General features: G+C 70.3%; 17 protein-coding genes and 1 pseudogene. 11 read left to right on the top strand and 7 right to left on the bottom strand.

From position 1 onward, the window contains the following. Positions 1–161 precede the first annotated feature (161 nt). From HJD23_RS25860 to HJD23_RS25845, 4 genes and pseudogenes are all read left to right on the top strand, one after another. Positions 162–1,544 (top strand): ABC transporter substrate-binding protein, encoded by a 1,383-nt coding sequence (locus HJD23_RS25860; RefSeq protein WP_171114162.1) that lies wholly within the window; start codon positions 162–164, stop codon positions 1,542–1,544. A 76-nt stretch (positions 1,545–1,620) separates the two neighbouring features. Beyond that, entirely contained in the window at positions 1,621–2,901 is a 1,281-nt protein-coding gene (locus tag HJD23_RS25855; RefSeq protein WP_171114163.1) for a sugar ABC transporter permease, read from the top strand. Beyond that, positions 2,898–3,791 (top strand): carbohydrate ABC transporter permease, encoded by an 894-nt coding sequence (locus tag HJD23_RS25850; RefSeq protein WP_171114164.1) that lies wholly within the window; start codon positions 2,898–2,900, stop codon positions 3,789–3,791. Before HJD23_RS25855 ends, HJD23_RS25850 begins: the two co-directional genes overlap by 4 nt. Before the next feature lie 235 nt (positions 3,792–4,026). Next, a pseudogene (locus tag HJD23_RS25845) lies at positions 4,027–4,974 on the top strand (glycosyltransferase family A protein); the annotation flags it as partial. A 15-nt stretch (positions 4,975–4,989) separates the two neighbouring features. On the opposite strand, the gene HJD23_RS25840 reads toward HJD23_RS25845, so the two are convergent. Beyond that, positions 4,990–5,403, bottom strand: coding sequence for an organic hydroperoxide resistance protein (locus HJD23_RS25840; RefSeq protein WP_141314275.1), 414 nt, complete (start codon positions 5,401–5,403; stop codon positions 4,990–4,992). 121 nt (positions 5,404–5,524) lie between these two features. Here HJD23_RS25840 and HJD23_RS25835 point away from each other — a divergent pair, with 121 nt between their 5' ends. Next, positions 5,525–6,037: a MarR family transcriptional regulator gene (locus HJD23_RS25835; RefSeq protein ID WP_171114165.1), complete on the top strand. Its 513-nt coding sequence runs from the start codon at positions 5,525–5,527 to the stop codon at positions 6,035–6,037. Here HJD23_RS25835 and HJD23_RS25830 read toward each other — a convergent pair. Then, positions 5,946–7,751, bottom strand: a complete 1,806-nt coding sequence (locus HJD23_RS25830) for a glycosyltransferase family 39 protein (protein ID WP_346770315.1) — start codon at positions 7,749–7,751, stop codon at positions 5,946–5,948. The two genes, HJD23_RS25835 and HJD23_RS25830, sit on opposite strands and share 92 nt — an antisense overlap. Positions 7,752–7,843: 92 nt before the next feature. Here HJD23_RS25830 and HJD23_RS25825 point away from each other — a divergent pair, with 92 nt between their 5' ends. Next, positions 7,844–9,112 carry a glycosyltransferase family 87 protein gene (locus HJD23_RS25825; RefSeq protein ID WP_171114166.1) on the top strand — a complete coding sequence of 423 codons (1,269 nt, stop codon included), beginning with the start codon at positions 7,844–7,846 and terminating at the stop codon, positions 9,110–9,112. Positions 9,113–9,170: 58 nt separating this feature from the next. After that, positions 9,171–10,151, top strand: a complete 981-nt coding sequence (gene galE, locus HJD23_RS25820) for a UDP-glucose 4-epimerase GalE (protein ID WP_171114167.1) — start codon at positions 9,171–9,173, stop codon at positions 10,149–10,151. 93 nt (positions 10,152–10,244) lie between these two features. Here the strand turns inward: galE and HJD23_RS25815 are convergent, their stop codons facing one another. Beyond that, a complete protein-coding gene (locus HJD23_RS25815) occupies positions 10,245–10,883 on the bottom strand; it encodes a TetR/AcrR family transcriptional regulator (RefSeq protein ID WP_171114168.1) in 639 nt (212 codons plus the stop codon). Between the two features lie 174 nt (positions 10,884–11,057). Here HJD23_RS25815 and HJD23_RS25810 point away from each other — a divergent pair, with 174 nt between their 5' ends. Both HJD23_RS25810 and HJD23_RS25805 read left to right on the top strand, forming a co-directional pair. Beyond that, positions 11,058–11,987: an ABC transporter permease gene (locus HJD23_RS25810; protein WP_171114169.1), complete on the top strand. Its 930-nt coding sequence runs from the start codon at positions 11,058–11,060 to the stop codon at positions 11,985–11,987. Next, complete coding sequence (locus tag HJD23_RS25805) at positions 11,980–12,816, top strand: ABC transporter ATP-binding protein (protein WP_171114170.1); 837 nt, start codon at positions 11,980–11,982, stop codon at positions 12,814–12,816. Before HJD23_RS25810 ends, HJD23_RS25805 begins: the two co-directional genes overlap by 8 nt. Positions 12,817–12,911: 95 nt before the next feature. On the opposite strand, the gene HJD23_RS25800 is transcribed toward HJD23_RS25805, so the two are convergent. Further along, positions 12,912–17,840 (bottom strand): NAD-glutamate dehydrogenase, encoded by a 4,929-nt coding sequence (locus HJD23_RS25800; RefSeq protein WP_171114171.1) that lies wholly within the window; start codon positions 17,838–17,840, stop codon positions 12,912–12,914. Positions 17,841–18,491: 651 nt separating this feature from the next. Here HJD23_RS25800 and HJD23_RS25795 point away from each other — a divergent pair. Next, entirely contained in the window at positions 18,492–19,058 is a 567-nt protein-coding gene (locus HJD23_RS25795) for a DJ-1/PfpI family protein (protein ID WP_171114172.1), read from the top strand. A 105-nt stretch (positions 19,059–19,163) separates the two neighbouring features. On the opposite strand, the gene HJD23_RS25790 is transcribed toward HJD23_RS25795, so the two are convergent. Next, positions 19,164–19,829, bottom strand: coding sequence for an HAD hydrolase-like protein (locus HJD23_RS25790; RefSeq protein ID WP_171114173.1), 666 nt, complete (start codon positions 19,827–19,829; stop codon positions 19,164–19,166). 127 nt (positions 19,830–19,956) lie between these two features. Further along, positions 19,957–20,472, bottom strand: a complete 516-nt coding sequence (locus HJD23_RS25785; RefSeq protein WP_171114174.1) for a hypothetical protein — start codon at positions 20,470–20,472, stop codon at positions 19,957–19,959. Positions 20,473–20,803: 331 nt separating this feature from the next. On the opposite strand from HJD23_RS25785, the gene HJD23_RS25780 reads away from it, so the two are divergent. Continuing rightward, positions 20,804–21,301 (top strand): Rv3235 family protein, encoded by a 498-nt coding sequence (locus HJD23_RS25780; RefSeq protein WP_171114175.1) that lies wholly within the window; start codon positions 20,804–20,806, stop codon positions 21,299–21,301. 81 nt (positions 21,302–21,382) lie between these two features. Here HJD23_RS25780 and secA read toward each other — a convergent pair whose 3' ends face one another. Beyond that, on the bottom strand, positions 21,383–24,199 hold the full coding sequence (gene secA / locus HJD23_RS25775) for a preprotein translocase subunit SecA (protein ID WP_171114176.1): 2,817 nt from the start codon (positions 24,197–24,199) through the stop codon (positions 21,383–21,385). Positions 24,200–24,257: the final 58 nt, after the last annotated feature.

Below are 24,257 nucleotides of genomic sequence, written 5' to 3'. Positions count from 1 at the left end.
ATATGTACGGCCCCTGGGCCCCGCTCCTTGGACAGTCACGACGCGGTCACGATCACCGTCTTGACACGGTTCGCGCTCTTGCCGACCCCACTGACCCGGCGTAGACCAGTCCCACGGGACAGCGCTCGAACGTTCGACGAGAAACGAAGAACGGGGCCGTAATGCACAGCAGCATCAACACCAGCCGCACCCGGACACGCAGGACCGCCCGCGCCGCCGCGGCCGCACTGGCGGGAGCGCTCGCGTTCTCGCTCAGCGCCTGCGGAGGCGACGACAACAGCGGAAACGAAGGCAGCGGCGGTACGGACGAGACCGCCACCACCGTCACCCTCCCCAAGCTGGACGGCGAGACCCTGGAGGTCGCCGCCGTCTGGACCGGCCCGGAGCAGGCCAACTTCAAGAAGGTGCTGGAGGAGTTCGAGAAGCGGACCGGCGCCAAGGTGACCTTTGTGCCCGCGCAGGACCCGATCATCAACTTCCTCGGCTCGAAGATCGCGGGCGGCGCGCCGCCGGACATCGCGATGCTCCCCCAGGTCGGCGCCATCCAGCAGGCCGTGGACAAGGGCTGGGCCAAGCCGATCGGGCCGGAGGCCCAGGAGCAGCTCGGCAAGAACTACTCCCGGGGCTGGCAGGACCTCGGCAAGGTCGACGGCAAGCAGTACGGCGTCTACTACAAGGCCGCCAACAAGTCCCTGATCTGGTACAACACGCAGGTCTTCGAGAACGCGGGCGCCGAGGAGCCCCAGACGTGGGAGGACCTGCTCTCCACCGCGCAGACGATCTACGACTCCGGTGTCACCCCGTTCTCGATCGGCGGCGCCGACGGCTGGACGCTGACCGACTGGTTCGAGAACGTCTACCTCTCGCAGGCGGGCCCGGAGAAGTACGACCAGTTGGCCAAGCACGAGATCAAGTGGACCGACCCGTCCGTCACCGAGGCCCTGACCACGCTCGCGCAGATCTGGGGCAAGCAGGAATACATCGCGGGCGGCGCGAACGGCGCGCTGCAGACCGAGTTCCCGGCCTCCGTGACGCAGACCTTCACCGGCGGCGACCAGCCGAAGGCCGGCATGGTCTTCGAGGGCGACTTCGTGCAGGTCAACATCGCGGAGACGGACGCGGAGGTGGGCACGGACGCCAAGGTGTTCGCGTTCCCGAAGGTCGGCGACACCGAGCCGGTGGTCTCCGGCGGTGACGCGGCGGTGATCCTGGAGGACTCCAAGGCCGCGCAGGCCCTGGCCACGTTCCTCGCCTCGCCGGACGCGGCGACCATCCAGGCGAAGCTCGGCGGCTATCTGTCGCCGAACAAGAACGTGGACCCGACGGCGTACCCGAACGCGGTGCAGCAGGAGATGGCCAAGTCGCTGGTCGCGGCCGGTGACGACTTCCGCTTCGACATGTCCGACCAGGCCCCGCAGGCCTTCGGCGGCACGCCCGGCAAGGGCGAGTGGAAGGCGTTGCAGGACTTCCTGAAGAACCCGAAGGACATCAAGGGCACCCAGGAACAGCTGGAGGCCGACGCGGCCGCGGCGTACGGAAACTGAGCCGGCCATGGCGTCGGCGTCCACGGCAGGGGTCCCGCCGAGGAAGGCCGGGACCCCTCCCCGGAGTCGCAAGAGCGTGACCGGCACCCGCAGGACCGTGGCAGCGCTGTTCCTGCTGCCCGCCCTGGTGCTGCTCGGTGCGCTCGTGGTCTACCCGATCGGGTACTCGGTCGTGCGCAGCTTCTACGACCAGTCCGGCGACGGATTCGCCGGATTCGACAACTACCAGGCCCTGTTCACCGACGACGGCATCCGTACGGCGCTGAAGAACAACATCATCTGGGTGGTGTTCGCGCCGACGGTCGCGACCGCGCTCGGACTGATCTTCGCGGTGCTGACCGAACGGGTGCGCTGGGGCACGGCGTTCAAGCTGGTCGTCTTCATGCCGATGGCGATCTCGATGCTCGCGGCGGGCATCATCTTCCGTCTCGTCTACGACCAGGATCCGGACAAGGGCGTCGCGAACGCGGTGTGGGTGGGTGTGCACGACACGTTCGCCGAGGCGTCGGCGTTCCCGAAGGCGCACCCGGGCCGGGAGTCGCCGCTCACGGCGGATCAAGGCGGCTTCATCACCAAGGAGCCGGTCCGCCTGGGCGAGCCGGTCAGCCTGCCCCTCGTGGGGGTCGCCCCCGACCGGATGCCCGACGACGCCGCGAGGGCCGTGGCGGCGCGGCCCGACCCGGGCAAGGTCACCGGCACCACCTGGCAGGACTTCACGCGCGGCGAGGGCGTCGGCACCCTCGGCGCCCCCGACCCGTCCGAGCTGGGCTATCCCGGCATGAAGATCGAGGCGGTCAAGGACGGCAAGGTCGTCGCCTCGACCACGGCCGCCGACGACGGCACCTTCACCCTCCCGGCCGCCGCCGACGGGGCCCAACTGCGGCTGCCCGCCGACAACTTCAAGGAGCCGTACAACGGCCTGGACTGGCTCGGCCCGTCGCTGGTCACGCCGGCCATCATCGGGTCGTACATCTGGATGTGGGCGGGCTTCGCGATGGTGCTGATCGCCGCCGGGCTGGCGGGGGTGCCCCGTGAGCTGCTGGAGGCGGCGCGGGTCGACGGGGCCAACGAGTGGCAGGTGTTCAGACGGGTCACCGTGCCGCTGCTCGCGCCCGTCCTCGCGGTGGTCACCGTCACGCTGATGATCAACGTGCTGAAGATCTTCGACCTGGTCTTCATCATCGCCCCGGGCTCCTCCCAGGACGACGCGAACGTGCTCGCCCTGGAGCTGTACCGCAAGGGCTTCTCCGAGGACCAGCCGGGCATCGCCAGCGCCATCGCGGTGTTCCTGCTGCTTCTGGTGATCCCGGTGATGTGGTTCAACATCCGCAGGCTCAGGCGGGAGGTGCGGCGATGACCACACACACCGGGAAGCACGCGGAGCCCGTGAAGGGCAGGGCGTCCCTCGGCTCACGTCTCGCCGAGGGCGTCAGCGGCGGTCTGGTCCGCGTCTTCCTGATCGTCGTCGGCCTGTTCTGGCTGGTGCCGACGATCGGGCTGCTGCTCTCCTCGCTGCGCACCCCGGCGGACATGAACGAGAGCGGCTGGTGGACGGTGTTCACCAAGCCCGCCCAACTCACCTTCGACAGCTACGAGAAGCTGCTCAACAACAGCGACATCACCGACTCCCTGGTGAACACGGTCCTGATCACGGTCCCGGCGACCGTGCTGGTCGTGGTCATCGGCTCGCTCGCCGGATACGCCTTCGCGTGGATGGAGTTCCCGGGCCGGGACTGGTGGTTCCTGGGCGTGGTCGGCCTGCTGGTGGTGCCCGTGCAGGTGGCGCTGATCCCGATCGCCGAACTGTTCGGAAACATCGGCCTGTTCGGCTCGATGCTCGGCGTGATCCTCTTCCACGTCGGCTTCGGTCTGCCGTTCGCGGTGTTCCTGCTGCGGAACTTCTTCGCGGAGATCCCGCGCGAGCTGCTGGAGGCGGCCCGGCTGGACGGCGCCGGTGAACTGCGGCTGTTCGCCCGGGTGGTGACGCCGCTCGGCGGGCCCGCGATCGCGAGCCTGGGCATCTTCCAGTTCCTGTGGGTGTGGAACGACATGCTGGTCGCGCTGGTGTTCTCCGACTCCGGCAACCAGCCGATCACGGTGGCGCTGCAGACGCAAGTGAGGCAGTTCGGGAACAACATCGACGTGCTGGCGCCCGGCGCGTTCATCTCGATGGTGATTCCACTCGCCGTGTTCTTCGCGTTCCAGCGGCAGTTCGTGTCCGGTGTGATGGCGGGTGCGGTGAAGTAACGGCAGGGGCAACGACGTCGGGGCGGGCCGGGCAACGGCCCGCCCCTTCGCGTTCAGGGCGAAATCCCTCGCACTGACCCATGGATGCCCCTCAATCCCCCGGCAGCCACTATTTCGCAACCTTCTGGTCATTTCACCGTCACCGAATGCCACTGACCGCCGTTTCACCTACCGGGAGTCCGTATGCGCCGTGCGCCTCCCGCCGAGCACGGATGACGAAAACGGAAAGAGCGCCATGCCCCGTTTCAGCATCATCGTTCCCTCGCACGGGGTCGAGGACCGGCTGGCCCGGGCCCTGGAGTCGGTTCTGGCCCAGTCCTTCGGCGACTTCGAGCTGATCACGGTGTGTGACGAACCGGAGGCCCCCGCGGCGGACATCACCGCCGGGTACGCCGAGCGGGACCGCCGGGTGACCCCGGCCTACTCACCACCCTCGGCCGGTCTGAGCGCGGCCCGCACGACCGGGCTGCGGGCGGCCTCCGGCACCTATCTGCTGTTTCTCGACGGTGACGACGTCCTCGTACCGGGGGCGCTTGCGGCGCTGGACGCCCGGCTGCGGGAGACGGGGCCGGTGGATGTGCTGCACTTCGCGCATGAGCGGGCGTCTGCGCGGGCGTCGAGGGAGCGGCTCGGGGCTCGCCTCATCGCCTGCCCGCCCGCCCCCGCGGGGACGTTCCACCCCGACGCGGCCCCCTGGCTCACGGTGGTGAACCGGCCCGTGTGGAGCGCCGCCTACCGGCGTGGGTTCCTGGCGGTGCACCAACTCGCCTTTCCCTACGGCCACTTCACGGACCTCGGGTGGGGCGGGGTGGTGACGGTGCTGGCGGAGCGGGTGGCGGTGCTGCCGTCGGTGGTCGTACGGCATCTGGTGCGGGCGCCGGGGAGTCTGCTCGACGTTCCCGGTGAGCACCAGTTCGACCTGCTGGACCAGGTCGAGCCGGTGCTGTTCCAGGCCGGTGCCGAGCGGGTGTCGGCGGCGCGGTCGCGGGCGCTGTTCGACCAGCTGTTCGCCGTGGTGGTGGAGGTGGCGGCCGCTGCGCGACGGCTGCCCGCGCGTCGGCGGCGCGCCTTCTTCCGGCAGGCGGGTGTGCTGTACCGGCGTTACCGGCCCGCGGGGCACCGGCCGCCGGGGGTGCGGCAGTGGCTCCTGTGGGCCGGCGCCTACACGGCGTTCCGGGCGCTGGGGTTGCGCGAACGGTTACTCGATGACGAGCTCGACCGGGATGTTGCCGCGGGTGGCGTTGGAGTAGGGGCAGACCTGGTGAGCCTGCTCGACGAGCTTGCGGCCGGTGGCCTGGTCCACGGTGTCGGGCAGCTCGACGCGGAGGGTGACGGCGAGCGCGAAGCCCTCGCCCTGCTTGCCGATGCCGACCTCGGCGGTGACGGCGGCCTCGCTGACGTCGACCTTGGCCTGCCGGCCGACCAGGCCGAGGGCGCTGCCGAAGCAGGCCGCGTATCCGGCGGCGAAGAGCTGCTCGGGGTTGGTGCCCTGGCCGTTGCCGCCCAGCTCCACCGGCGGGGCCAGCTTGAGGTCGATCTTGCCGTCGGAGGAGACGGCGCGACCATCGCGGCCGTGGGTGGCGGTGGCGACGGCGGTGTAGAGCGCGTCCATGGAGAAACCATCCCTCTCGAATCATGTACCGGCGGCCCGTCCGGCCAACCTGACACAGCAAGTAGAGCACACAATTCAATTGCGCACAACTAAATGGTGGGGCACAAGCTACTCTGGGCGTATGACCACCACGCCCACAGCGGACTGGCTCCGGCTCGACCAGCAGATCTGCTTCTCCCTGAACGCGGCCTCGCGCGCCTTCGGAGGGGTCTACCGCGTCCTCCTCAAGGACCTCGGCCTCACCTACCCGCAGTACCTGGTGATGCTCGTGCTGTGGGAGCACGGCGACCTGCCGGTGAAGAAGCTGGGCGAGCAGCTGCGCCTCGACTCCGGCACCCTGTCGCCGCTGCTCAAGCGGCTGGAGGCGGCCGGTCTGGTACGCCGGGAGCGCAGCGTGCGCGACGAGCGCTCGGTGGAGGTTCGGCTGACCGACGAGGGGGTCGCGCTGCGCGAGCGGGCGCTTCAGGTGCCGCGCCGGATCATGGCGGCGACCGGGTTCGACGTCGACGAGATCCGCGAGCTGCGGGCCCGCCTCGACGAGCTCACGACGGCGCTCGACGCGGCGGCGCAGGCGGAAGCGGGGGCGGAAGCGGAGGCGGAAGCAGGGGCGGGGGCGGCGGCGGAGCCGCGGTGAGGCCGGGGGTGCCGGTGGGCGGTACGGAGCGTCCGGCGGGGTCGAGTCTGCTCCTCGTGGCCTCCGACATGTTTCCCGTCGATGCCGAGCCCATGGCGGCCCCCGGCACGCGCCCCGTCGACGCGGGGCTTCCGGGGCCGCCCCGCACGCTCCCCGCCGACGCCGGGCTTCCGGCGCCGCCCCGCACGCCCCTCGCGAGCGCCGTGGTGCCCGCAGCCTTCGCCCTGCGGACGTAGAGCCGAAGCGTCGCACCCCCGCGTACGAACTCCTGCCGGGGCTCGTACGGCACGAACTGCTCCGCCACCACGGTGAGCTTCAGGCGCTCAGCCGGATCCCGGGGGACCCAGCGCGCCCGCCGCGCGTACGGCTCGGCCACCACCCACAGCCGGTCCAGCCCGGCGAGCCTGCGGCGCAGTTCGGCGGTGTCGACCTCCTCCCCGTACAGCGTCCCGGACTCCGGCGCGGGCACCTCGAGCGCGACGTCCCACACGCCCCGGAACGCCTCCGGGTAGGCCAGCGCGGCCCGCCGTCCAATGGCCGGCACGAACAGCACCGGGTCGCCGGGGCTCAGCTCGCGCGCGGCGTCGGCGGAGACGATGGCGAGGTTGTCGGCGCGTACGGAGGCGGTGCGGTCCTGGCGGTACAGGGGGAACTGGTGGGCGAACGCCAGCCCGACCGCGAGGACGCCGGTGACGGTGGCCAGGGGGGAGCGCCCGACGCCCCGCACCAGCCGGTCGGCCCCGGCGGCGGCCAGCAGCGGCGCCCCGGCGAGCGCGTACAGCACGTACCGGTCGTCGTACATCGGCCTGATCTGCGACACCGTGATCAGCGTGAGCGGCGGCACGGCCATGAGGGGCAGGGCGACGCCGACCAGGGACGGGCGCCACCTGGGGGGCGTCGCACGCCCCCGCCCCGGCCACAGAGCGGCGGCGATCAGAATGACGTACGCCCAGAAGACCTCCCCCTCCGCCCCCGTGAACGACCGCAGCAGCCGCTCCACGCTGCCCATGCGGGGCACCGGCAGCCACGCCACCTGCTCGGCCTGTGCCCACGAGACGACGACCAGCGGCGCCAGCACCAGCACCACGCCCGCCGCCGCTCGCGCCCACCGCCCCCATACGGCACGCGGCACGCGCGCGTGGGCCAGTGTCAGCGCGTGGGCGAGGAGCATGAGCACGGCCAGTTCGTGCAGCAGGCAGGTGACGGCGACGACGAGCCCGTACGGCCACCAGGCGGCCCCCGCGACCGCCCGCACCAGCAGCAGTGTCGCCCCGGCCGCGCAGGCGGCGACGAGCGCGTACGAGCGGCCCTCCTGGGCGAAGTGGCCCGCCATGGGCGTCACCGCGTACAGCAGCCCCGCCCAGAGGCCGACGCGTGGCCGGGCCAGCCGTGCACCGAGGGCCGCGACCAGGCCCGCGGTGACGGCGGCCGCGCACACCGAAGGGAAGCGCAGGACGACCTCGTCGGCGCGGAGGGCGAGGACGGGGTGCATGAGCAGGTAGTACAGTCCGTGCACGGCGTCCACGCTGTGCAGCAGCCGCCAGATCTCGGGTAACGAGCGCCGGGCGACCTGGAAGGTGACGGCCTCGTCGCGCCACATCCCGCCCCGGTCGAGGCCCCACAGCCCGATGCCGAGCATGACGAACGCGGGCATCGCGACGACCGCGACGCCGACCCGGCTGGTTCCTTTCGTTTCCGGTTCACCGTTCGCCACAGGGTCAGTTTGTACTATTTTCTGAAGAATGCAGGCGATTGACGGCGTATCGGTGCCGATACGACCCTTCTGCGGCTTACGATCCGCCGGTGATGAGACGTCACCCTCTCGCTGCTCTCGCCACCGCCTGGATCCTCACCCGCGCCCTGATGCTGTGGCTGCTCGCCCACAACTCCCAGCCGCTGCTGGGCCATGGGGCGGTGACGCGCGAGGTGTGGGTCACCTACCACCGCTGGTACGAGGCGCTCACCCAGGGCGCCTTCCCGGCCGACGACCCCCTGTGGCAGTACCCGCCGGGCGCGGGACTCGTACTGCTCTCCCCCGCGCTGCTGCCGGGCCTGACGTACTTCCGGGCGTTCGTCGCCCTCACGCTCGTCGCCGACGCCCTGATGGCCCTGGCGCTGACCCGCGCGGGGACACGCCCCGGCCGCACGCTCCTCGGTGCCACCCTCTGGATCCTCGCGCTCCCCCTGCTGCTGCACATCCCGCTCGCTCGTTACGACGTGCAGGTCACGGCCCTTGCCGTCATCTCCCTATTGACGCTGGGCCGCTCCACGCGCGCGTGCGGTGTGTTCGCGGCACTGGGAGCACTGGTGAAGGTGTGGCCGGCCCTGGTGCTGCTGGGCACGCCGAAGGGGCGGGCCGGCAGGTCGGCGTGGGGGTGGGCGGCGGTGTCCGGGACGGCCGTGCTGCTGCTCCTGTGCGTGTTGTTCAACAATCCCCTCGCCTTCCTGCTCCACCAGGGTGAGCGGGGCGTGCAGATCGAGTCGTTCGGCGGCACTCTGCTCGGCCTCGCGACGCACGCGGGCTGGCCGGGCGAGGTGAAGTACCAGTACGGGGCGATGGAGTTCACCGGCCCGTACGTCTCCGCCGTGGCGACGGCGTCGCTCGCGCTCACGGCCGTCGCCTTCGCCCTCCTCCTGCTGTGGCGGCTGAGGGCGCGGGCGGACGCCTTCGGCGAGGCCGTGCCGTACGACGCGGCCCTCGCCGCGGTGCTGCTGTTCACCGCCACCAGCCGGGTGATCAGCCCGCAGTACATGGTGTGGCTGCTCGGCCTGGCCGCCGTGTGCCTCACCTCCCGGCACACCACCCAACGCCCGGTGGCCGTGCTGCTGGTGACGGCGACGGCGGTCAGCGCGGTCGCGTATCCCGGGCTGTACGCCGAGGTCGTGCACAGCACCTGGACCGGCTGCGCGCTGATGGTCGTACGCAACGGACTGCTGGCGGCGGCGGCCGTCCTGTCGTTCACCCGCCTGTGGCGCACGACGGTGTCCGTGCACCGAACCGGTACCACCTGTGCCGACGGTCGGACGAGGAGCCACAGTCGCGAGGCGGGGGCCCCATCACCTGCTTCACTGTGAGGCGACTTCACTGTGAGGCGAACGGCCCACAGGGCAACGGACGAGGGGACGGCCGAACATGACCTGGCTGATCACCGGCGGCGCGGGATACATCGGGGCGCACGTGGTGCGGGCGATGACCGAGGCGGGCGAGCGGACGGTCGTGTACGACGACCTGTCCACCGGCCTCGCCGAGCGCGTCCCGGACGGCGTCCCCCTGGTGGTCGGCTCGACGCTGGACGGCGGGCTGCTGGGCCGGGTGCTCGCGGATCACCAGGTCACCGGGGTCGTTCACCTGGCGGCGAAGAAGCAGGTCGGCGAGTCCGTGGACCGCCCGCTGCACTACTACCGGGAGAACGTCGAGGGCCTGCGGACCCTGCTCGAAGCGGTCACGACGGCGCGGGTCCCGTCGTTCGTCTTCTCCTCCTCGGCGGCCGTGTACGGCATGCCGGACGTGGACCTGGTCACGGAGCAGACGCCGTGCGTGCCGATGAGCCCGTACGGCGAGACAAAGCTGGCCGGCGAGTGGCTGGTCCGGGCGACGGGCCGGGCCGCCGGCCTGGCCACGGCGTCCCTGCGCTACTTCAACGTGGCGGGCACGGCAAGCCCGGAACTGGCGGACGTGGGCGTCTTCAACCTCATCCCCATGGTCTTCGAGAGACTCACCGAGGGCGCGCCCCCACGTATCTTCGGCGACGACTACCCGACCCCCGACGGCACCTGCATCCGCGACTACATCCACGTGGTCGACCTGGCCGAGGCCCATGTGGCGGTCGCCCGCGCCCTCCGGGCCTCCCCCGGCCGCGACCTCACCCTCAACATCGGCCGCGGCGAGGGCGTCTCGGTCCGCGACATGATCGACCGCATCAACGCGGTCACCGGCCACCACCGCCCCGCGACCGTCACCCCGCGCCGCCCCGGAGACCCCGCCCGCGTCGTCGCCTCCGCCGACCGCATCACCACGGAGCTGGGCTGGAAGGCCCGGTACGACGTCCAGGACATGATCGCGTCGGCCTGGGAGGGGTGGGTGCGCAGGCATCCGGGGGCGGCGCTGGACTAGCGGGCGGCCGCCCGGCCTACTCCCAGCACCCGACCGATGCATCCCTAGTAGCCACACAAACCCCTACAGCCACAGCAACAACCCCTACAGCCCCTACAGCGCCTTGATCGCCGCCGCAGTCGACCGTGCCAAGGACGCCAGGTACTCCTTGGGCAGCTTCGGGCTGCGGATCACCACCGAGCGCCAGTACAGCGGGCCCGAGATGAGGTCGAGGGCGAGGTCGTGGTCGTAGCCCGAGCCGACCTCGCCGCGCTGTTCCGCCGCCGCCACGATCTTGCTGGCGACACCCTCCTGCCCCTCGCGCAACGCCTTCTGGACGGCGTCGGCGATCTCGGGATTACGGGCCGCCTCCGCCTGGAGGTCCGGGAGGATCTGCGAGGCCACGGGGTGGCGCAGCGCGCGGGAGGTCACCTCGTAGAGAAGCCGCAGGTCGGACTCCAGTGAGCCGGTGTCCGGCGCGGGCAGGCCCTGCACGGCGATCGCCGACACGACGTCCAGCACCAGGTGCAGCTTGGAGCGCCAGCGCCGGTACACCGCGGTCTTGCCGACCCCGGCCCGGCGGGCGATGCCCTCGATCGACATCCGTGCGTAGCCGACGGCCGCGAGCTCCTCGAAGACGGCGGCCCGGATGGCTTCCGTCACATCCGCCCGGAGCACAGCCGCCCCCGCGGGGGCCCGGCGGCGCGGGCGCGGCTGGGGCCCGTCGGCGTTCGTCGTCATACGGACCAGCATAGGGCGTTACGACGAAACGGTTGCGTTCCGACGTTCGCAAGGCCTACGCTCACGTTGCGACGATACGGTCCCGTCCCGACGTAAGAAAACGTGAAGAGTCGCGTGAGAAAACGCCGGATGACGCCTTCCCGGGCCGCGCGCCGCACCTCCACCCCCCGACCGAAAGCAGCGGATGTGAGCCAGGTCCTCGACACACCGCCCCCGACGACGGCCCGCACCACCACCCCGGCCGACGACGACCTCGCGGCCCTCGCCGCCCGCCACGGCCTCACGGTCAGCGGCGCCCGCCCCTCACTGCCCCAGTACGTCCGCCGGCTGTGGGCGCGCCGCCACTTCATCGCGGCGTTCTCGACGGCCAAGCTCACCGCCCAGTACAGCCAGGCCAAGCTCGGCCAGGTCTGGCAGGTGATGACCCCGCTGCTGAACGCGGCCGTCTACTACCTGATCTTCGGCGTGCTGCTGCAGACCAAGAAGGGCGTGCCGGACTACGTCCCGTTCCTGGTCACGGGCGTGTTCATCTGGACCTTCACGCAGAGCTCGATCCTGGCCGGCACCCGCGCCATCTCCGGCAACCTCGGCCTCGTCCGCGCCCTGCACTTCCCGCGCGCGGCCCTGCCGATCTCCTTCTGCCTCCAGCAGCTCCAGCAGCTGCTGTTCTCGATGGCCGCCCTGGTCGTCATCCTGCTGATCTTCGGCGTCCCGGCCGCCGCGTCCTGGGTGCTGGCGATCCCGGCCCTGGTCCTGCAGTTCACGTTCAACGCGGGCGTGTCCATGATCATGGCCCGGCTGGGCGCCAAGACGCCGGACATCGCCCAGCTGATGCCGTTCGTGCTGCGCACCTGGATGTACGTCTCCGGCGTGATGTGGAGCATCGACCACCTGCTCAGCCAGCACAACAGCCTGCCCGGCTGGGTCGGTCCGGTGCTCCAGGCCAACCCCGCCGCCGTCTACATCGACCTGATGCGCTTCGCGCTGATCGACAGCTTCCACGCGAGCCAGCTGCCCGACCACGTCTGGATGCTCGCCACGGGCTGGGCCCTGCTCGCCGGCGTCGGCGGCTTCATCTACTTCTGGAAGGCTGAGGAGACGTACGGCCGTGGCTGAGAACCCGAGCGACCCGATCCCCACCGTCATCGCCGACCACGTCGACATCGTCTACCGCGTCAACGGCACCGGCGCCGGACGCGGCACCGCCACCGCCGCCCTCAACCGCATGCTGCGCCGGGGGCACGCCGAGAAGGCGGCCGGCGTCCGCACCGTGCACGCCGTCCGGGACGTGTCCTTCGTCGCGTACAAGGGCGAGGCCATCGGCCTGATCGGCACCAACGGCTCCGGCAAGTCGACCCTGCTCAAAGCCGTCGCCGGTCTGCTCCCCGTGGAGAACGGCCGGATCTACACGGGCGGCCAGCCGTCCCTCCTCGGCGTCAACGCCGCCCTGATGAGCGACCTCACCGGTGAGCGCAACGTCCACCTCGGCGGTCTGGCGATGGGCATGAGCCGCGAGCAGGTCAGGGAGCGCTACCAGGAGATCGTCGACTTCTCCGGCATCAACGAGAAGGGCGACTTCATCACGCTGCCCATGCGGACGTACTCCTCCGGCATGGCCGCCCGGCTGCGCTTCTCCATCGCCGCCGCCAAGGACCACGACGTCCTGCTCATCGACGAGGCCCTCGCCACCGGCGACCGCTCCTTCCAGAAGCGCTCCGAGGCCCGCATCCGCGAGCTGCGCAAACAGGCCGGCACGGTCTTCCTGGTCAGCCACAACAACAAGTCCATCCGCGACACCTGCGACCGGGTGCTGTGGCTGGAACGCGGTCAGCTGCGCATGGACGGGCCCACGGAGGAGGTCATGAAGGAGTACGAGGCCTTCACCGGGGACAACAAGCCGAAGCCCAAGCCCAAGGCGGCGCCGAAGGTGCCTCAGCCGTCCTGACCCACGCCATACGCCGGTGAGGGCGCCCCCGAGCCGTCTCCGGCCCGGGGGCGCCCTCACTGTCGTACTGTCTCGTACTGAGGCTGTACCGAGACTTACGTGTGCGCCCGCAGCAGCGTGCGCATCGTCCGCATCGCCACCGACAGGTTCGCCAGGTCGAACGACTCGGAGCCCTGGATCTCCTCCAACGTCGTCCGCGCCCGCCCCAGCAGCGCCGCGTTCTTCTGCTCCCACACCTTGAACCGCTGCTCCGGCGTCGCCGAGCCGTTGCCCACGGCCAGGACGTCCGACGTGACGGCCGCGTGGGCGGCGTACAGGTCCTCGCGGATCGCCGCGCGGGCCATCGACTGCCAGCGGTCGGTGCGGGGCAGGGCGCTGATGCGGTCCATCAGCTGGGTGATGGTCAGCCGGTCGGCGAGGTCGTAGTAGACCTCGGCGACGTCCATCGGCTCCTTGCCCACGCGGTCGGCGACCGAGACGATGTCGAGCGTCGGGAAGGCGGAGGAGAAACCGGCCACCGGGGTGGCGAGTTCGTCCGGGACGCCGGCGGCGGTCAGCTCGTCGTAGATCTTCTGCCACCACTCCAGGTCAGCGCCGCGCAGCAGCTTGGGCAGCTGCGCCCACACCTGTTCGACGCGCTCGGCGAAGAAGTCGACCGTCTCGGCGAGCTCGAGCGGCTGCGGCCGGTTGTTGAGCAGCCAGCGCGTGCCGCGCTCGACGAGCCGCCGCGAGTGCAGCCGGATGCGGGTCTGGACGGCGGCCTCGACCTTGTTGTCGAGCGCCTCGACCCCGTCCCACACCGGCGCCTGGCGGAAGATCACGCGGGCCGCGGTCTGCGCCCGGACGATCTCCTCCAGCGAGGCCCCGGTCTCCTCGCGCAGCCGGTGCAGATACGTCGTACCGCCCGTGTTGACCGTGTCGTTGACCAGCACGGTCGTGGTGATCTCGCGGCGCAGCGGGTGGCTGTCGATGTGCTCGGGGAACTGCTCGCGCAGCGCGGCCGGGAAGTAGCAGTGCAGCAGCTCGCGCAAGTACGGGTCGTCCGGCAGCGAGGTGTGCAGCAGCTCCTCGGCGACCGTGATCTTCGTGTACGCCAGCAGGACGGCGGTCTCCGGGCTGGTCAGGCCCTGACCCTGGGCGAGCCGCTCGCGGATCTGGCGCTCGGTCGGCAGGAACTCCAGCGCCCGGTCGAGGTGGCCCTCGCGCACCAGATGGCGCAGGAAGCGCTGCTGGGCGTGGAGCATGTCCTTGGACTGGGCGAGGGCGTTGGCGATCGCCGTGTTCTGCGCGTAGTTGTTGCGCAGCACCAGGGCGCCGACCTCGTCGGTCATCTCGGCGAGCAGCTTGTTGCGCTGTTTGACGGTCATGTCGCCGTCCGCGACCAGGCTGTTGAGCAGGATCTTGATGTTCACCTCGTGGTCGGAGGTGTCCACGCCCGCGCTGTTGTCGATGGCGTCGGTGTTGACCTTGCCACCGTGATGCGCGAACTCGATCCGGCCGAGCTGGGTCAGGCCCAGGTTGCCGCCCTCGCCGACGACCTTGACGCGCAGGTCGGAGCCGTCGACGCGGATGGGGTCGTTGGCCTTGTCGCCGACGTCGGCGTGGGACTCGACGGACGACTTGACGTACGTACCGATGCCGCCGTTCCACAGCAGGTCCACCGGCGCCTTGAGGATCGCCCGCATCAGGTCGGCCGGGGTCAGCTTGGCGACCTTGCCCTCGATGCCGAGGGCGGCGCGGATGTGCGCGTTGACCGGGATGGCCTTGGCCGTGCGGGGGAAGACGCCGCCGCCCGCCGACAGCAGGTCCGTGTTGTAGTCGGCCCAGGACGAGCGCGACAGCTCGAACAGGCGGCGGCGCTCCGCGTACGAGGTCGCCGCGTCCGGGTCCGGGTCGATGAAGATGTGCCGGTGGTCGAAGGCGGCGACCAGCCGGATGTGCTCGCTGAGCAGCATGCCGTTGCCGAACACGTCACCCGACATGTCACCGATGCCGACGACCGTGAAGTCCTCGGTCTGGGTGTCGACGCCGAGCTCCCTGAAGTGCCGCTTGACCGACTCCCAGGCGCCGCGCGCGGTGATGCCCATGCCCTTGTGGTCGTAGCCCGCGCTGCCGCCGGAGGCGAAGGCGTCGCCGAGCCAGAAGTTGTACGACTCGGCCACCTCGTTGGCGATGTCCGAGAACGTCGCCGTGCCCTTGTCGGCGGCGACCACGAGGTATGTGTCGTCCTCGTCGTGCCGGACGACGTCCGGCGGCGGGACGACCTCGCCCGCGACCATGTTGTCGGTGATGTCGAGCAGCGCCGAGATGAACGTCTTGTAGCTGGCGATGCCCTCCGCCAGCCACGCGTCCCGGTCCACGGACGGGTCCGGCAGCTGCTTGGCGACGAAGCCGCCCTTGGCGCCGACCGGCACGATGACGGTGTTCTTCACCATCTGCGCCTTGACCAGGCCGAGGATCTCGGTGCGGAAGTCCTCGCGGCGGTCCGACCAGCGCAGGCCACCGCGGGCGACCTTGCCGAAGCGCAGGTGCACGCCCTCGACGCGCGGCGAGTACACCCAGATCTCGAACGCCGGGCGCGGTGCCGGCAGGTCCGGGATGGCCTGCGGGTCGAACTTCATCGACACGTACGCGTGCGGCTTGCCGCCCCGCGCCTCCTGGAAGAAGTTCGTGCGCAGGGTGGCCTTGATGACGGTGAGGAAGGACCGCAGGATCCGGTCCTCGTCGAGGCTCGCGACCTGGTCGAGGGCGGCGTCCAGCTCCTCCAGCAGGGCGTCCACGATCTCGCGTCCGGCGCGCTGCCGGTCGGGCGACATCCGCGCTTCGAACAGGGAGACGAGCAGCCGGGTGGTGTGGACGTTGTTGCGGAGGGTGTCCTCCATGTAGTCCTGGCTGAAGGTGGACCCGGCCTGACGCAGGTACTTCGCGTAAGCCCGCAGCACCATCGCCTGCCGCCAGGTCAGCCCGGCGCTCAGCACGAGCGCGTTGAAGCCGTCGTTCTCCGCCTTGCCGGTCCAGCTGGCGGCGAACGCCTCCTGGAACCGCTCACGGGCGTCGTCGCCGAGGTAGTCGGTGCCGAACTGCGCCTTGGGCATACGCAGGCCGAAGTCGTAGATCCAGGCGACGCTGCGGTCGGCGCAGCGCAGTTCGTACGGCCGCTCGTCCATCACCTCGACGCCGAGCCGGTTGAGCACCGGCAGCACGCGGGACAGGGAGACGGCCTCGCCCTTGCGGTAGATCTTGAAGCGGCGCTCGTCGGGGCCGGCGCCCACCGGCTCGTACAGGCTGAGCGCGAAGTCGTTGTCCTGGTCGAGCCGTTCGAGATGGCCCAGGTCGGCGACCGCCGCGCGGGGGGTGTGGTCGGCCTTGTAGCCCTCGGGGAAGGCGTTGTGGTAGCTGCGCAGCATCTCGGCGGCGCGCTCCTCGCCGACCTCGGCGTTGAGCGCCTCGGCGAATCCGTCCATCCAGGAGCGGGCGGCCTCGACCAGGCGGGCCTCGATACGCTCCTTGTCGGAGTCGGACAACTGCGGCAGCTCGGTGCCCTGCGGGACACGCACCACGAAGTGCAGCCGGGAGAGGATCGACTCGGTGTTCCAGGCGGTGAAGTCGACGCTGGTGCCGCCCAGTTCCTCCTTCAGGATGTCGATGATCCTGAGCCGGACGCCGGTGGTGTAGCGGTCGCGCGGGAGGTAGACGAGGGCCGAGTAGTAGCGGCCGTACTCGTCCTGGCGCAGGTAGAGCCGCAGCCGGCGCCGCTCCTGCAGATACAGCACGGAGGTGACGATGGCCTGCAGTTCGTCGACCGGGGTCTGGAACAGCTCGTCGCGCGGGTACGTCTCCAGGATCTGCAGCAGGTCGCGCCCGTCGTGGCTGTTGGGCGAGAACCCGGCGCGGGCCAGCACCTCGTCGACCTTGCGGCGGATGACTGGAACCCGGCGGACGGACTCGGTGTAGGCGGCGGAGGAGAACAGGCCCAGGAAGCGCCGCTCCCCCACGACGTTGCCCTGCTCGTCGAACTTCTTGACCCCGATGTAGTCCAGGTACGACGGCCGGTGCACGGTCGCCCGGCTGTTCGCCTTGGTCAGCACCAGGAGCTTGTGCTCCCGGGCCTTGGCGCGGGCGTCGGCGGGCAGCCGCTCGAAGGAGGGGCTGACCGGGTGGCTCTCGCCGGCCTCGTGGTGCGGGTCCGCGCGCAGTATGCCGAGCCCGGTGCCGGGAACGGCGGCGAGGGAGTCGTCGTCGCGCAGCTCGTACTCGCGGTAGCCGAGGAACGTGAAGTGATCGGCGGCCAGCCAGCGCAGCAGCTCGCGGGCCTCCTCGATCTCCTGCTGCGGCAGATCGCCGGCGACGGGCTCCTCGGGCAGGCCGTCGGCCATGCGCAGCGCCCCGTCCCGCATCTTGCCCCAGTCCTCGACGGCCTCGCGGACGTCGGACAGGACGCGCAGCAGATCGGCGGTGATCTGCTTCAGGTCCGAGCGGTCGGTCTCGCGGTCGATCTCGACGTGGATCCAGGACTCGACGTGCGCGTCGTGCGGAAGGTCACCGGTGGGCGGGGTGGTGAGCACCTCGATGAGCTTGCCGGTGACATCGCGGCGCACCACCATCTGCGGGTGGATGACGACGTGGATGCCGCGGCCCTGCCGGGTCAGCTCGTTGGTGACGGAGTCGACCAGGAACGGCATGTCGTCGGTGACGACCTCGACGACGGAGTGGCTGCACGTCCAGCCGTTCTCCTCGACCGTCGGGGTGTGCACCCGGACGTTCGCCGTGCCCTGGGGGCGGTTCTCGGCCAGTCGGTAGTGCGAGTAGGCGGCTCCGAAGACGTCGACCGGGTCGCGGTCGGTGAGGTCTTCCGGGGCGGTGTGCAGGTAGTAGCGCTGGAGGAACGCGAGCACGGCGGCCTGGTCCGGGGTGCCGTGTTCCGTCGTCCCAGTCGGTAGGTGCCCCCCGACCGGGCTGTTCTCAGCTACCCGGGCGGCCCGATCGAGCAGCTCGGCCTTTGCTTCGTCCAGCTTGGTCTGCATTGTCCTCTGGCTCCTGTCGCGCGCCGTTGCGTGACGTAGAAGGAAGTACTGTCTCCGGCCTTCCGACGCGACGCCGTGACGCGGTGTCCGGTCCGTATCGACGCTATGCCGCAAGGTGAGATGAGCGGGGGGTTATCGGCCATATCCCACACGCCCGGGGAATGTGACGCTGCTCTCGACGGCGTCCGCTCCCGGGGTGTGCGCGGCACCGCGGAACCCTCGAAAGCCCCGCCCCGCCCGCGAAGATCAGCGACTGCCGCCCGGACACGGATGTCTCCCATGCTCCCCGGGCGCAGGGCAGGGACACCGAGGCCCCCGCGAACTATCGCGCTGATCACGCCACAAGGCTATCGCTCCTTACGGGGGGCCCGTCATGAGCCGTATGTGTACAAATCCAGGGGTGGAACTTTGACAGTCTGCACAGGGGCGGGGAAGCGGGAAGCGGCGTATCCGGCTCGTGTCCGACACAGCGGCATCCTGCGGGCACAGCGGCATCCTGCGAAGCCGGGTTGCGCACCCGCCCCTCGGCACCCACGCCGCTCGTCTCGTCCGGAAAACCGGCGCGTCCCCTAGGCAAGGCGGCACCCCCGAGGCACGTTGGCAGTGGAACCCAACGCACTCACAAAGCCACCGCGAAGGGGAGCAACCCCCATGACCGCCAAAATCCTCATCCTCACGGGCGACGCGGCCGAGTCCCTCGAAGTCCTCTACCCCTACCAGCGCCTTCGCGAGGAGGGCTACGAGGTCCACATCGCCGCCCCCACCCGCAAGAAGCTCCAGTTCGTCGTCCACGACTTCGAGCCCGGTTTCGACACCTACACCGAGAAGCCCGGCTACACCTGGCCGGCCGACCTCGCCTTCTCGGAGGTCGACCCCGGCCAGTACGCCGCCGTGGTCATCCCCGGCGGCCGCGCCCCGGAGTACCTCCGCAACGACCCCGAACTCCGCAAGATCCTCAAGTCCTTCTTCGACTCCGACAAACCCGTGGCCCAGATCTGCCACGGCCCCCTCCTCACCGCCGCGATCGACAGCCTCCGCGGTCGCCGCGTCACCGCGTACCCCGCGCTGGAACTCGACATGCAGGCGGCCGGCGCCACCTTCAAGGACACCGAGGCGGTCGTCGACGGCACCCTGGTCTCGTCCCGGGCCTGGCCGGACCACCCCGCGTGGATGCGCGAGTTCCTGAACGTGCTCCGCGCCAAGGCCCCGGTGACCTGACGCCACGTCCCCTCAGGTCCCGGGGGCGTCACGCCAAGCGCGCTGCGCGCCGCCCCCGGGACCCCTGAACCCCGCAACCCAGGCGACGGCACCGCCCCGAACCACTCAGGCGGCTATCTCCTCCGCCAGAGCGACCGCCTCCCCCAGCGAATCCACCACCGGCACCCCAGCCTCCTCCAGGCTGCTCCGCCCGTGCGATCCGCCGGTGTAGAGCACGGCCTTCGCTCCCACATGCAGCGCCGCCACCGCGTCATCCGCGGCGTCGCCGATCACCACCGTGCGGGACGGATCCACCCCGGCCAGCGCGGCCAGATGCCGCACCATGTGCTCGGCCTTGCTGCCGCCGGACGGCCCGGTCCGCCCGTCGACCCGTATGAAGTGCGGCTCGATCCCGAACCCGCGCACCAGCGGGACGAGCTCGTCATGCACGTACATGCTCAGAATCGACTGACTGCGCCCGCCCGCCACCCAGTCCATGAGCAGCTGCTCCGCCCCCTGGGTCAGCCCGCACCGCACGCGGTGCTCGGCGTAGTACCGATGGAAGGTCTCATCCATGACGAGCCACTCGGCATCGGTCGGCAGCCGCCCCATCAGCCGCTCGTAGAACTTCGGCACCGGCACGCAGTACAGCGCCCGATACTGCTCCAGCGTGATCGGTTCCAGCCCCAGCTCGGCGAAGGCCGCGTTCGTCGCCCCGATGATCGCGTCATTGTCGTGGAACAGCGTGCCGTTCCAGTCCCACACAATGTGCGAAGCTCCCTGCATCCCCATGCCCAAAAACGTTACCCGCCCTCACTGACAATCAAGAGATCCCCAGGTCAGCGGGGTACGACAACACAGCGCGAAGGCCCCGTGCGGACACGGCGCTCAGCCGGTGCGGACACAACGCTCAGGCCCGTCAGTCCCCCAGCCCCACCAGATTCGGAATCTCCTGCTTCGCGTACCACAGCAGTTCGTGATCCTCGGCCCCGTCCACGACGAACTGCGCGTCGTCGTCCCCGGCGTCCGCCGCCCGCAGGGCCTCCGCCGCGGCAGCCACGTCCGCCTCCGCCTCCGCCGAGTCGACATGCACCGACGCCACCTTGGCCAACGCCACCGCCCCGGCGACCCGCACCTCCCCCAGCGCCGCCGGATCCAGCCCCCGCCCGGGCTCGGCGCTCGCCTGCCCGTCGGGTACGTCGACGGCGATCACGACCCGCCGCCGGGGCGCCCCGGGGTCCGCCGCGAGCAGCCGCAGCGAGGCCAGCGCGGCCCGGCTCAGCGCCGCGTACTCCAGCTCCTCGACGTCGTCGGAGAGGTACCACTCGCGCAACGCGGGCGTGACGGCGTACGCGACGAGCGGCCCGGCCCCCACCTCGCCCGTCTTGTACGCCTCGGCGAGACCGGGGAGGGTCAGGGGGACGTAGACGCGCATGGCTGGCCGCTTTCATGTTCATCGTCGGAGGGCTCCGCAAGCCCGCGTGAGGGTCTTCAGGATACGTGCGAGGGTCCGGCGAGGGTCCCCTTTCGAGTCCCTCCCCGCACCCCGGGGGGCGTCCACCCCAGGCCGGAAATTCACCCGGTCCGCCCCCGCGTTCATGGGCTTTCACCTCCACCAATCACCCGGATAGGTGAAGTTTCCCGGCCCCTCAAGCCCCGCGCCCGTCGGCTTGCCGCCCCGCGAACCGGCCCCGTACAAGATCCCCAACAGGAAGTTACCGCCCGGTACGAACCAGGTGACCGGGCCCATCGAAACGGGGCTCCCCATGAACAAGGTCATGACCAGGACCGCCCAGCACCACGCCACCTCCCGTCCCCCGACCCGCCGCGACACCCGCCGCCCGGGCGGCAGCCCACCTCGCCCCCGGGGCACCGTCCCCACCCGTACGACGCCCTCCGCCACGCGACCCGCCGGCGTCCCGCAACTCCGCCCCACCGACCTCTTCGCCGACCGCCTGCTCCTCGTCCTCAGCGGCCAGCGCCCCGTCCACGCCATGCTCCGCCACACCGCAGGACCCGCCTACGACGAACTGGCCCGCCTCGCCGAAGACGGCCCCCTGCGCGCCCGCGGCCCCCGCCCCGTCATCCGCGACATCGGCTACTTCGAACCCCGCCCCGGCGCCATCGAGGCCTTCGCCCGCATCGGCACCGGCAACCGCCTGCGCGCCATGGCCTTCCGCCTGGAACTGGGCCGCGACCACCGCTGGCGCTGCACTGCGGTGGAACTCGGCGGCCCGCGCCCACGCACCACGGACGACAACTGATCCCACGCCGAAGGGCCGGACACCCTGAGGTGACCCGGCCCTTCGTTCCGTCCGGCTACGGCGCCACAGGCGCCCGCGCCGTCACTTCTTCCGGCGCCGCCCGCTCTTGGCCTGCTTGCGGCGCTCCGCGCGCGTGAGTCCGTCGGCCGCCGAGCGCACCGGCTCGCCGTCCTCGCTGAACTCGCCCTCGATGGTGCCGCCCTCACCGTCCACGGTCGGCGCGGTGAAGTGGAGGTTCCGCCGCTGCGGGGCCTCCAGGCCCTTGGCGCGGATCTCCGGGCGGGGCCCCGCCTGCGCGGGCACCGCGTCCTGCTTCTCCAGGCTCGGCCTGGCTTCCTCGACGGGGACCTCGACCTCCTCGACCTGCTGCTCGACCTGGACCTCCAGGTTGAACAGGTAGCCGACGGACTCCTCCTTGATGCCCTCCATCATGGCGGTGAACATGTCGAAGCCCTCGCGCTGGTACTCGACCAGCGGGTCCTTCTGCGCCATCGCGCGCAGGCCGATGCCCTCCTGGAGGTAGTCCATCTCGTAGAGGTGCTCGCGCCACTTGCGGTCCAGGACCGACAGCACGACCCGGCGCTCCAGCTCACGCATGATCTCGGAGCCGAGCTGCGCCTCACGCGCCTCGTACTGCTCGTGGATGTCGTCCTTGATGGACTCGGCGATGAAGTCGGCGGTGAGCCCGGCACGGTCGCCGGCCGCCTCCTCCAGCTCCTCGACGGTGATCTTCACCGGGTAGAGCTGCTTGAAAGCGCCCCACAGCCGGTCCAGGTCCCACTCCTCGGCGAAGCCCTCGGCGGTCTCCGCGGCGACGTAGGCGTCGATCGTGTCGTCCATGAAGTGCTGGACCTGCTCGTGCAGGTCCTCGCCCTCCAGGACGCGGCGCCGCTCGCCGTAGATGACCTCGCGCTGCCGGTTGAGGACCTCGTCGTACTTCAGGACGTTCTTACGGGTCTCGAAGTTCTGCTGCTCCACCTGCGACTGGGCGGACGCGATCGCGCGCGTGACCATCTTGTTCTCGATCGGCACATCGTCCGGGACGTTCGCCATCGACATCACGCGCTCGACCATCTGCGCCTTGAACAGCCGCATCAGGTCGTCACCGAGGGAGAGGTAGAAGCGGGACTCGCCCGGGTCGCCCTGACGGCCGGAACGACCGCGCAGCTGGTTGTCGATACGACGGGACTCGTGCCGCTCGGTGCCCAGCACGTACAGCCCGCCGAGGTCCTTGACCTCTTCGAACTCGGCCCGCACCGCCTTCTCGGCCCGCTCCAGAGCGGCGGGAAGCGCGGCAGCCCACTCCTCGATGTGCTCCTCGGGGTCGAGGCCGCGCTGGCGCAGCTCCGCTTCGGCGAGGTCGTCGGGGTTGCCGCCGAGCTTGATGTCCGTACCACGACCGGCCATGTTGGTCGCCACGGTCACGGCGCCCTTGCGGCCGGCCTGGGCGACGATCTGCGCCTCACGGTCGTGCTGCTTGGCGTTGAGCACCTCGTGCTGGATGCCGCGCTTGCTGAGCTGCTGCGAGAGGTACTCGGACTTCTCGACCGAGGTGGTGCCGACCAGGATCGGCTGGCCCTTCTCGTGCTTCTCGGCGATGTCGTCGACGACCGCGTCGAACTTGGCGACCTCGGTGCGGTAGATCAGGTCCGACTGGTCCTTGCGGATCATCGGCCGGTTGGTCGGGATCGGGACCACGCCGAGCTTGTAGATCTGGTGGAACTCGGCGGCCTCGGTCATCGCCGTACCGGTCATGCCGGAGAGCTTCTTGTAGAGGCGGAAGAAGTTCTGCAGGGTGATCGTGGCGAGCGTCTGGTTCTCGTCCTTGATCGGCACCCCTTCCTTCGCCTCGATCGCCTGGTGCATGCCCTCGTTGTAGCGGCGGCCGGCGAGGATACGGCCGGTGTGCTCGTCGACGATCATGACTTCGCCGTCGATGACGACGTAGTCCTTGTCCTTCTTGAAGAGCTCCTTGGCCTTGATGGCGTTGTTCAGGTAGCCCACCAGCGGCGTGTTCACCGACTCGTAGAGGTTGTCGATGCCCAGCCAGTCCTCGACCTTGCTGACGCCGCTCTCGTGGATGGCGACCGTGCGCTTCTTCTCGTCGACGTCGTAGTCGCCGGTCTCCTCGATGCCCTTGAGCGGCTGGCCGGCCTCACCCCGCTTGAGGCGGGTGACCAGCTTGGCGAAGTCGCCGTACCACTTGGTGGCCTGGTCGGCCGGGCCGGAGATGATCAGCGGCGTACGGGCCTCGTCGATGAGGATGGAGTCGACCTCGTCGACGATGGCGAAGTTGTGGCCGCGCTGGACCAGTTCGTCCTTCGACCACGCCATGTTGTCGCGCAGGTAGTCGAAGCCGAACTCGTTGTTCGTGCCGTACGTGATGTCGCACGCGTACTGCTCGCGGCGCTGGGCCGGCGTCATGTTGGCCAGGATGCAGCCGACGCTCAGGCCCAGGAACTTGTGAATGCGGCCCATCATCTCGGAGTCGCGCTCGGCCAGGTAGTCGTTGACCGTGATGATGTGCACGCCGTCTCCGGAGAGGGCGTTCAGATACGCGGGCAGGGTGCCGACGAGGGTCTTTCCCTCACCGGTCTTCATCTCGGCGACGTAGCCGAGGTGCAGGGCGGCGCCACCCATCATCTGGACGTCGTAGTGCCGCTGGCCGAGGACGCGCTTGGCGGCCTCACGCACCGTGGCGAACGCCTCGGGGAGCAGGTCGTCCAGGCTCTCACCGTCGGCGTAGCGCTGCTTGTACTCATCGGTGAGGGCCCGCAGCTCGGCGTCGGAGAGGTCGACGAAGTCCTCTTCGATGGAGTTGACCTGGTCCGCGATGCGGTGCAGCTTGCGCAGGATCTTGCCTTCGCCTGCACGCATGATCTTCGAGAGGACGGACACGGGGGTTGGTCTCCTTGCCGGTCGGGCCTGGGACGGTCGGTTTCCTTCTGACGTACTG

It is taken from the genome of Streptomyces sp. Z423-1 (assembly GCF_013009255.1).
Classification (GTDB): Bacteria; Actinomycetota; Actinomycetes; order Streptomycetales; family Streptomycetaceae; genus Streptomyces; species Streptomyces gossypiisoli.
Note: the sequence above shows the minus strand (reverse complement) of the source record. Positions and strands in the feature narration are given on the sequence as shown.